The 301-nt window shown below is 73.4% G+C and carries 1 pseudogene; it reads left to right on the top strand.

Going from position 1 to position 301, the window contains the following annotated elements:
- Positions 1-301, top strand: a pseudogene (locus UK12_RS42710) (FAD-binding monooxygenase); the annotation flags it as partial.

The raw sequence follows: 301 nt of genomic DNA, 5'->3' as shown, positions 1-301 counted from the left end.
CGCCGACCGGCGCCCGGTGACCGGTGCCCGGCTCCAGCGCCAGGCCGGCGCCTCACCCGAGGTGCGGCACCCGGTTCTGTTCGTGGACATCACCGCCCGCGCCTCGCGCACCCCCCTCTCGCTGGAGGAACTGCCCTATCCGCGCCGGGAGGAGACGCGGGTCAAGATCGACCTGCCCTACACAACCCGCCACTTCCAGCTCGACGCAGACCCGTTCGGCGACGACCTGGCGATCATCCCGGTGGCCACCCCGGCGCACCCGCGCGGGGCGTTCTTCTACCGGCTGCCCGGCGAGGACAAC

This window comes from Saccharothrix sp. ST-888, from assembly GCF_000955975.1.
In the GTDB taxonomy this organism is placed as follows: domain Bacteria; phylum Actinomycetota; class Actinomycetes; order Streptomycetales; family Streptomycetaceae; genus Kitasatospora.
Note: the sequence above shows the minus strand (reverse complement) of the source record. Positions and strands in the feature narration are given on the sequence as shown.